The following is an 8,691-nucleotide window of genomic DNA, read 5'->3' on the forward strand; positions in this document are numbered from 1 at the left end:
TGCTCGTCAGCAGCCTGCAGCAGTGCCTTGTACTTCGATTCGGTTCGCGCGTATCCCCGCAAGGGGGACCACAGACCGCCCGTGAGCCCCCAGGCATGCAGGAGCAGGTGGGTGTGCAGCCGGGTGACCCGGCCATTTCCGTCCAGGAAGGGGTGTGTCCACGCCAGCCGATGGTGCGCAGCAGCCAGGGCGACGACGGAAGCTTCCCCCCGCCGGATGCTGCCGTACACCTGCTGCCAACGCTCGATGAATCGGGGCAGCGACTGCGCTGTCGGCGCCTCGTGTCGGCCGACCGCCACACCGCGCTGGCGAAGCTCGCCTGGCACCAGGGTGCTGCCATCGGCCAGCCGCAGGTCGTCCTCTGGAAGGTCGCGGAACAGCTCCTTGTGCAGCCAGATCAGTGCTTCAGGCGAATAGAGCCATCTGGCGGCTTCTGGGCCGTCGATCTCGAGCTTGCGGTCGACTTGGCCTTCGCACAGGGCTTCGGTGCGGATGTGGGCGACGGCCAGTCGCTGCTTGCGCGCGAGGTCGGCGTTGGCGGAAAAGTCCTGCTGCAGCGCGCGCTCGATGTCGCTGGGGCGGGTGTGCTCGCCCTCGATCCGGTTGGTGTAGTACGAGTTCATGCTGCGCAGGAGCTTGCGCAGTTCGGTTTGCGCAGTCTTGCCGGAGGCTGCCCCGAGGGCCGTAGCCTTGCGCATCAGGTCGCCGGCCTTCTCCAGCAAGGGCGCGAGCAGGGTCTCCGCAGGCATCAGCGGCTCGAACTGGTGCGGGGAGTCGTACTGCTGGATGATCTGCGGGTTCACGTGCAAGATTGTATGCGTGAAGAATACCTATGAAAAGTCTATCGTTCGCGTCTTCATGTGCGAGATGAAACGCAGGTCAAATGCTTTGATGTAACGTTGCCTCAGCTAGGTTCAGTTCGAGGGGGCTGATCGGTTGGTGAGCGGCGGTGGTGCCTGCAACAGGTGGCCGCAGCGAACATGTCGCCTTTTTCATGTCGCTGAAACCGTCGTTCGACGACACATTTGATTGACTTGTCGTTCGCAGTGACATATGCTCAAAACGTGTCGACGAAAATGGCTTCTTGCATCACGATGAGTTCGGATTCCGATTGGCGCCCCGAGCTGCCGTACAACCAGCTTCCCACGCTGCCGCCTGCCTTCGATCTTGAAAGCCGCACCGTGCTCAAGGCCTGCATCGAAGCCCGGGCCGCCTTGGCGGAGCTGAAGCAGGCCGCCGAGCTGATCCCCAACCAGACGATGCTCATCAATACGATCCCGCTGCTCGAGGCCAAGGACAGCTCGGAGATCGAGAACATCGTCACCACCACGGACCGGCTGTTCCAGTACGCCCACGGCCCCGCAGGTGCGCACTCCGCTGACGCCGCGACGAAGGAAGCGCTGCGCTACCGCACCGCCTTGCATCGCGGCTTTCTGTCGCTCAAGGAGCGGCCGCTGTGCACCGTCACCGCCGTGGAGGTGTGCCGCACCCTGAAAGGCGCGGACATGGACATCCGGCGCACGCCGGGCACGCAGCTGATCAAGGACCGCACGGGCGAGGTGATCTACACGCCGCCGCAGGGCGAGTCGCATCTGCGTAACCTGCTGGCCAACTGGGAGCGCTTCCTGCATGAGCAGACCGATCTGGACCCGCTGGTCCGCATGGCCGTGGGTCATTACCAGTTCGAAGCTATCCATCCCTTTACCGATGGCAACGGGCGGACCGGTCGCGTCATCAACATCCTCTATCTGATCCAGGAAGGGCTGTTGGGGCTGCCAATCCTGTACTTGAGCCGGCATGTCATTGCCCGCAAGGCCGACTACTACGGCCTGCTGCTGGGCGTGACACGGGACCGCGCCTGGGAGCCATGGCTGCTGTTCATGTTGCAGGCCGTGGCCGAGACCTCGAGGTGGACCACCTCCAAGATCACCGCCATCCGCAAGCTCTCGGACCACACGGCCGAGCACGTTCGCACCCGGCTGCCCAAGATCTACACCCGGGAACTGGTCGATGTGATCTTCGAGCAGCCGTACTGCCGCATCGGCAACCTGGTGGAAAAGGGCATTGCCCAGCGTCAGGCCGCATCCCGCTACCTGCACGACCTCGTCGACTTGGGTGTGCTGCGCGAGATGGCCTTCGGGAAGGAAAAACTCTTCATCCATCCCCGGCTGCTGGAACTGCTCGTGCAGGACAGCAACGAGATCCAAGCCTACGCGTGAGTGAGCCGCAGGTGCACCCGCCCTCCCGCTTCGACCCGATAGACCTCGACAGTGTTGCGTTGGACGCGCAAATCGCCCGGAAACCCGCGCCAATGCTGGACCTCATCAAAGTGGCGGTAGTCCTGACGGTACAAGCCGGCCTTCGCGCGGCCAGGCCCAGTCTTTCCGAGGGATTGCCGGCTCCATTGGTGTTTGAGTGGGGATGATTCGCACCGGTTGCAGATCCGAGTCATGCCATCCGCGGCAATCGCGAACCCGGCGATCTGTTCGAGGCTGGCGCGTGCTTGCGCCCAGCCAGGGTCTGGCCCGGCCGCCGATGAAGCGCGCCGGACCTACAGCCCCTTCAGCCAGGCCACCAGCAACGGGTTCACCGCATCTGGCGACTCCTGCTGCGTCCAGTGGCCGATGCCAGGCAGCAGATGCGCGCCGCGCAGGCCTGGCAGATGCGGCCTCATGCGGGCGACCATGTCCACGCCCGGCAGCATCTTCAGCACCAGGTCGCGATCACCGCCGATGAACAGCGACGGTTGGGCGATGACGCGATCCTTCAGGGTCTGTTGCCAGGCAAAGTCGCGCCGGTGATTACGGTAGCGGTTGAGCGGGCCGCGAAAGCCGCTGGCCTGGAACTCGGCCACGAAGAAGTCCTCGTCAGCGCGGCTCAACCACGCAGGGAAGGGCTCCGGGTCGATCAGACCATCGAGCAGGCGTGCGCCATGCGGCTTGGCGGGCCAGCTGCCATCGGGCGCATCGCCGCTGATCGCGTAGTAGAAGCGCCGCAGGGACGATCGGGGGTCCGCCTCCAGTTCGGCCTCGGCCACGCCTTCGTCCTGGAAGTACACCTGGTAGAAGAAGCGGCCCTTGGCGGTGTAGGCGGCCTGCACGGCGTCCAGGAAGCACACCGAGGGCACGCCGGTCCAGGGCACCGACAGTCCGGCCACGGCGCGCACGCGCTCCGGGTGGGCGAGGGCGGTGTTCCATACGATCGGCGCGCCCCAGTCGTGGCCGATCAGCACGCCCGTGCCATCGGGTGACAGTGCCTCTATGGCGCCGGCGATATCGGCGGTGATCTCTTCCAGGCTGTAATCGGCGACGGCCGGGGGTTTGTCGGATCCGCCATAGCCACGGACATCGATCGCACAAGCGGTGAATCCGGCCTGCGCAATCGGGCCGAGCTGGTGGCGCCAGCTGTACCAGCTTTCCGGGAAGCCATGAACCATCAGCACGAGCGGACCCTCGCCGGCGACCGCGGCGCGCAGCCGGATGCCGTTGGCGGTGAAGTGGATCAGGCGTGGCGTCATGCCGAGGCTCCTGCGGCGAGGCGGGTTGGGAGGGGCGAGTCTACGCCGCACGATCAGGATGGCTCGGGTTCCGGGCGGCAAGTCCGAGACGGCGGTTTTGCATGAAATTCGCGATTCAGTATATGATCAATTAATGATATTAATGGGGTGCATGGTCAAGCGGCATCCCGGCGAAAGGAGCATCGTGCCCTCGCATCGCGTTGAACCTGGCCGCCTGATCAAGGCCCCCGAGAACTTCCTGGACCCCCAAGGGGTGCGCGCCGTGATGCATGAGGCCCGGACAGGCCGGCGCGATTTCATACGGTCGGCGTTTGCCGCCGCCGTGGCCGGCGCCGGTACCGGGGCGCTTCGGGCGCAGTCCAATCCCGTGCCCACCGAGGGCGGGGATCCCAACATCCTGAACCTGCCGGCACACACCGCAGGACTCGGTCAACCGGTGGCCACCGACGGGTATGGCAAGCCCTCGCGCTACGAGGTCAATGTCCAGCGCCGGCAGAGCCCCGGCCTGACCCAGACTGCACAGGCCTCGGTCTCATTCGCGCCGCTGCAGAGCCTGTTCGGCATCGTCACGCCAAGCGGGCTGCACTTCGAGCGCCATCATCAGGGTTGGTGGGATGTCGATCCCTCCCGGCACCGTCTGATGATCAACGGGTCGGATCCCGGTCTCGTGAAGACGCCCAAGGTCTTCACCATGGACGAGATCATGCGTCTGCCTTCGGTGAGCCGCTTCCACTTCATCGAGTGCGGCGCCAACACCGGCATGGAGTGGGGCAATGTCGCGGTGCCCACCTGCCAGTACAGCCACGGCATGCTCAGCTGCAGCGAGTTCACCGGGGTGCCGCTCAAGACCCTGCTCGATCTCTGCGGTGCCGACGCGCGTCGCGGCCGCTTCGTGCTTGCCGAAGGCGCCGATGGCTCCTCGATGACCCGCACCATCCCGATGGAGCTGATCGAGAGCGGCGAGGTCCTGGTCGCCTACGGCCAGAACGGGGAGATGCTCAGGCCCGAGAATGGCTATCCGCTGCGCCTCGTGGTGCCCGGCGTCCAGGGCGTGAGCTGGGTCAAGTACCTGCGCCGCATCGAGGTCGGCGACCAGCCCTACGGCGCAAAGGACGAGGTGTTGCACTATGTCGACCTCATGCCCGACGGCAGGCACCGGCAGTACACCAGCATTCAGGAGTGCAAGAGCGTGGTGACCACGCCCTCGGGCGGCCAGGTGCTGCTCGACCGGGGTTACTACCAGATCACGGGTCTGGCCTGGTCCGGGCGCGGCAAGGTCAGGCGTGTGGATGTGTCGGTCGATGGCGGGGCCAACTGGCGCACGGCGCGGCTGCAGACCCCGGTGCTGACCAAGTGCCTCACCCGCTTCAGTCTCGACTGGGTCTGGGATGGCCGTCCGGCGATCATCCAGAGCCGGGCCATCGACGACACCGGCTATGTCCAGCCCACCTATCGGCAGCTGCGCGCGGTTCGCGGCTCGCGCTCGATCTATCACAACAACAGCATCCAGACCTGGCTGGTTCAGGAGAGCGGCGAGGTGAAGAATGTCCAGCTCTCCTGAGCGCGCGTGCATGGGCCTCAGGGGGCCTGTCATCATCCTGGGCGTCGTCGCGCTTGCCCTGGGCGTGTCGGCCGCGGCCGCCCAGCCCTCGGCCGGATACCCCGGGATCGGCCGCCCGGCCAGCCCCAAGGAGATCGCCGCCTGGGACATCGACGTCCGGCCCGACTTCAAGGGTTTGCCGCGCGGCAGCGGCAGCGTTGCGCAGGGCATGGACGTCTGGGAGGCCAAGTGCGCTTCCTGCCACGGTGTTTTTGGCGAGAGCAACGAGGTGTTCGCACCGATCGTGGGCGGCACCACCCGGGACGACATCCGCACGGGGCGCGTCAAGCGGCTGACCGATGAGTCTTTCCCCGGACGCACCACCATGATGAAGCTCTCGAGCGTGGCCACGCTGTGGGACTACATCAGCCGTGCCATGCCCTGGAACTCGCCCAAGTCGCTCAAGCCCGACGAGGTCTACGCGGTGGTGGCCTATCTGCTGAATCTTGCCGAGGTGGTGCCTGAGAGCTTCACGCTCTCCGATGCGAACATCGGCGAGGTGCAGCAGCGACTGCCCAACCGCGACGGTATGCGCACCGATCACGGCCTGTGGCCCGGTCGCACGCTCGGCAATGGCGGACGACCCGATGTGAGGGCGGTGGCCTGCATGAGCAACTGCGTCACCGAGCCGAAGGTCGCTTCCCTGCTGCCCGATCACGCGCGCAATGCGCATGGCAATCTCGCCGAGCAGAACCGGATGGTCGGCGCCCAGCATGGTGCCGATACCACCCGGCCCGGCAGTGGCGCACCGGTACGCGCTGCGTCTGCCGCCGCTGGGCCTGCGAATGCCAGCGCGGCCGCGGGTGCTGCGGGTGCTGCGGGTGCCGCGGGTGCTGCGGGTGCCGCGGGTGCCGCGGGTGCCGCAGCCCTGGCACTCTTCAACCGCCACAACTGCAGCGCCTGCCACGGCATCGATCGCAAGCTGGTCGGGCCGGCGATGCAGGAGGTCGCGCGCCGCCATGCGGCTCGCGCAGACAAGGTCGAGTATCTCGGCGCTAAAATCCTGGGCGGTGCGGCAGGTGGCTGGGGTGCCATCCCCATGCCTGCGCAGAACATCCCGAAGGCCGATGCCGACGCGCTTGCGCGCTGGGTGGCTGCGGGGGCGGCGCGATGAGCGCGCGTGGCTGCCCGACCGTCCGGTCCCGTACGACGGATTCACATTCCCTGTTCAAGGAGATTCCCATGCACACCACCCGACGCGCGGTTCTCGCGCAAGGCGCGGCCCTGGTCGGCCTGATGGCCGCGACCGGCTTGCTGCCTTCCGCAGCCCAGGCCGCCTGGACGCAGGCCGCCTTCGAGGCCAAGAACCTGGCCGATGCCGTCAAGGCGCTGGGCGGCGGCGCGCCCACCGAGAGCAAGGACATCACGCTCACCGGCCCTGACATCGCCGAGAACGGTGCGGTGGTGCCGGTGGGATGCTCCACCAACCTGCCAGGCGTGCGGCGCATGGCCATCCTGGTCGAGAAGAACCCCAGCGTGCTGGCCGCGGTGTTCGATGTCACCGACGCGGTCGATGCCAGCTTCACCACACGCGTCAAGATGGGCCAGTCATCCAATGTGTATGCGGTGGCCATGATGGCCGACGGCCGTGTGCTCTATGGCGTCAAGGAAATCAAGGTCACCCTCGGCGGCTGCGGCGGCTGATCCGGGCAATCCACAGGAGAAACGAACATGTCCGATCCGATGCGCATTCGCGCCCAGATGGCCGGCGACAAGGCCACGGTGCGCGTGCTGATGAGCCATGAGATGGAGACCGGTCTTCGCAAGGACTCCGCGGGCAAGACCATTCCTGCCTGGTTCATCCAGGAGGTGAGCGCCACCCTCAACGGCAAGCCGGTCATGCGTGCCGAGTGGGGTCCCTCGGTGTCGAAGAACCCCTTTCTGCAGTTCAGCGTCAAGGGCGCCAAGGCGGGCGACAAGATCGCCATCACCTGGACCGACAACAAGGGCGGCAAGCGCACCGACGAGGCCACCGTCACCTGAACCAACAAGCCGGGTGCACCGACAAGGTCCGGCCCGTGAGCCGGCCGCGGGCTCCGGCGATTCCCAACCGGGGGGACACATGATCAACATCGCATTCGCGGTCCTTGCCACGCTGCTTTCGGCCGCGGCATGGTCGCAGGGCAAATCGGCCGCCGATGGCATCGCCGAATACCGCAAACTGCTGGAGGACGGCAACCCCGCCGAACTCTTCGAGGCCAAGGGCGAGGATCTCTGGTCGCGAAAGCGCGGCCCCAGGAACGCCTCGCTCGAAGCCTGTGATCTCGGCAAGGGTCCGGGCGTGGTCAAGGGCGCGTTCGTCGAGCTCCCGCGATTTTTCGCCGACACCGGCAGGGTCATGGACCTCGAGACCCGGCTGGTGCACTGCATGCAGTCGCTGCAGGGCTTCGACGCTGCTGCCATCGCGGCCACGCCCTTCGGCCGCGGCGAGATGGCCAACGTCACCGCGCTTGCCACCTGGGTCGCTTCGGCGTCCCGCGGCCTGCGATTCAATCTTTCGCAGGCCCATCCCGAGGAGCGCCGCAGCTACGAGATCGGCAAGCGGACGTTCTTCTTCCGGGCCGGCACCCATGATTTCGCCTGCGCCACCTGCCACGCCACCGACGGCAAGCGCATTCGCCTGCAGGACCTGCCCAACCTCACCAGGAATCCCGGCGACGGGGTGGGCTTTGCAGCCTGGCCGGCCTACCGGGTGAGCAACGGCGAGATGTGGGGCATGCAGCTGCGTCTCAATGACTGCTATCGCCAGCAGCGCTTCCCGTATCCGGGTTTCGGCTCGGAAGTCACCGTGGCCCTGGCCACCTACATGGGCGTCAACGCCCGGGGCGCGCAGTCGATCGCCCCGGCGATCAAGCGCTGAACCCGGGGAGTGCCCATGCCATCCGCAAGCATCAGACTTACCGCCGCTGCCGTCGTCGCACTCCTCGCCGGCTGCGGACTCGTCGCGCCGTCCCCGTCGGAGCTCGACGCGCAGGCCGCCGCCGTCATCAACGCCTCGTTCCGCACGCAGGGCATCGCCAGCGTCGACCGTCTTCGGCAGGACCTTGCCCAGAGCGCCTGCTCAGGCGCTCAGCCCCCCGACGACGATACCGCCCAGCGCATCCGTGACCAGGCACTGCAGAGCATTCGCTGGCCCGCAGGCGGCCAGTACTTCGGCGACTGGGCACAGGGCGAGCGCATCGCGCAAAGTGGCCGCGGCATGACCTGGACCGATGCCTCTTCCGATCCCGCCAGCAACGGCGGCAACTGCTACAACTGCCACCAGATCGATCAGAAGGAGCTCTCCCACGGCACCCTCGGCCCGTCGCTCTGGAACTACGGCAAGGACCGGGGCATCAGCGATCTGCAGGCGCCCACCGCCGCCCCGATCATCCAGTACACCTGGGGCAAGCTCTGGAACAGCCATGCCTACCTGGCCTGCTCCAACATGCCGCGCTTCGGACAGCAGAAGCTCCTCAGCGAAGAGCAGATCCGGCACCTGATGTCGCTGCTGCTCGACCCGCGTTCCCCGGTCAATCGTTGAGCCATCCGCCATGAATCTCGGCCGCCGCGAGTATCTCCAGGTGCTGGGTGC

General features: G+C 66.4%; 9 protein-coding genes. 7 read left to right on the forward strand and 2 right to left on the reverse strand.

The genetic code is table 11. From position 1 onward, the window contains the following. On the reverse strand, positions 1–803 hold an 803-nt coding region (locus AC2H6A_RS15620; protein ID WP_484274601.1), incomplete at its 3' end, for a Fic family protein. A gap of 291 nt (positions 804–1,094) precedes the next feature. On the opposite strand from AC2H6A_RS15620, the gene fic reads away from it, so the two are divergent. Then, entirely contained in the window at positions 1,095–2,219 is a 1,125-nt protein-coding gene (fic, locus tag AC2H6A_RS15625) for a protein adenylyltransferase Fic (protein ID WP_484274602.1), read from the forward strand. 332 nt (positions 2,220–2,551) lie between these two features. Here the strand turns inward: fic and AC2H6A_RS15630 are convergent, their stop codons facing one another. Continuing rightward, positions 2,552–3,517 (reverse strand): alpha/beta fold hydrolase, encoded by a 966-nt coding sequence (locus tag AC2H6A_RS15630; protein WP_484274604.1) that lies wholly within the window; start codon positions 3,515–3,517, stop codon positions 2,552–2,554. Between the two features lie 151 nt (positions 3,518–3,668). Between AC2H6A_RS15630 and soxC the strand changes: the two genes are divergently transcribed. The 6 genes from soxC (at position 3,669) to soxX (ending at position 8,640) form a co-directional block, all read left to right on the forward strand. After that, positions 3,669–5,078 carry a sulfite dehydrogenase gene (gene soxC, locus AC2H6A_RS15635; protein WP_484274605.1) on the forward strand — a complete coding sequence of 470 codons (1,410 nt, stop codon included), beginning with the start codon at positions 3,669–3,671 and terminating at the stop codon, positions 5,076–5,078. A gap of 10 nt (positions 5,079–5,088) precedes the next feature. Next, positions 5,089–6,231: a c-type cytochrome gene (locus tag AC2H6A_RS15640; protein ID WP_484274606.1), complete on the forward strand. Its 1,143-nt coding sequence runs from the start codon at positions 5,089–5,091 to the stop codon at positions 6,229–6,231. A 68-nt stretch (positions 6,232–6,299) separates the two neighbouring features. Then, positions 6,300–6,761, forward strand: coding sequence for a thiosulfate oxidation carrier protein SoxY (gene soxY, locus AC2H6A_RS15645; RefSeq protein WP_484274607.1), 462 nt, complete (start codon positions 6,300–6,302; stop codon positions 6,759–6,761). A gap of 27 nt (positions 6,762–6,788) precedes the next feature. After that, a complete protein-coding gene (gene soxZ, locus AC2H6A_RS15650; RefSeq protein ID WP_484274608.1) occupies positions 6,789–7,100 on the forward strand; it encodes a thiosulfate oxidation carrier complex protein SoxZ in 312 nt (103 codons plus the stop codon). A gap of 79 nt (positions 7,101–7,179) precedes the next feature. Beyond that, positions 7,180–7,977 carry a sulfur oxidation c-type cytochrome SoxA gene (gene soxA / locus AC2H6A_RS15655; RefSeq protein ID WP_484274609.1) on the forward strand — a complete coding sequence of 266 codons (798 nt, stop codon included), beginning with the start codon at positions 7,180–7,182 and terminating at the stop codon, positions 7,975–7,977. A gap of 15 nt (positions 7,978–7,992) precedes the next feature. After that, positions 7,993–8,640: a sulfur oxidation c-type cytochrome SoxX gene (gene soxX / locus AC2H6A_RS15660; RefSeq protein ID WP_484274610.1), complete on the forward strand. Its 648-nt coding sequence runs from the start codon at positions 7,993–7,995 to the stop codon at positions 8,638–8,640. Positions 8,641–8,691 lie beyond the last annotated feature (51 nt).

Source organism: Quisquiliibacterium sp. (assembly GCF_982640115.1).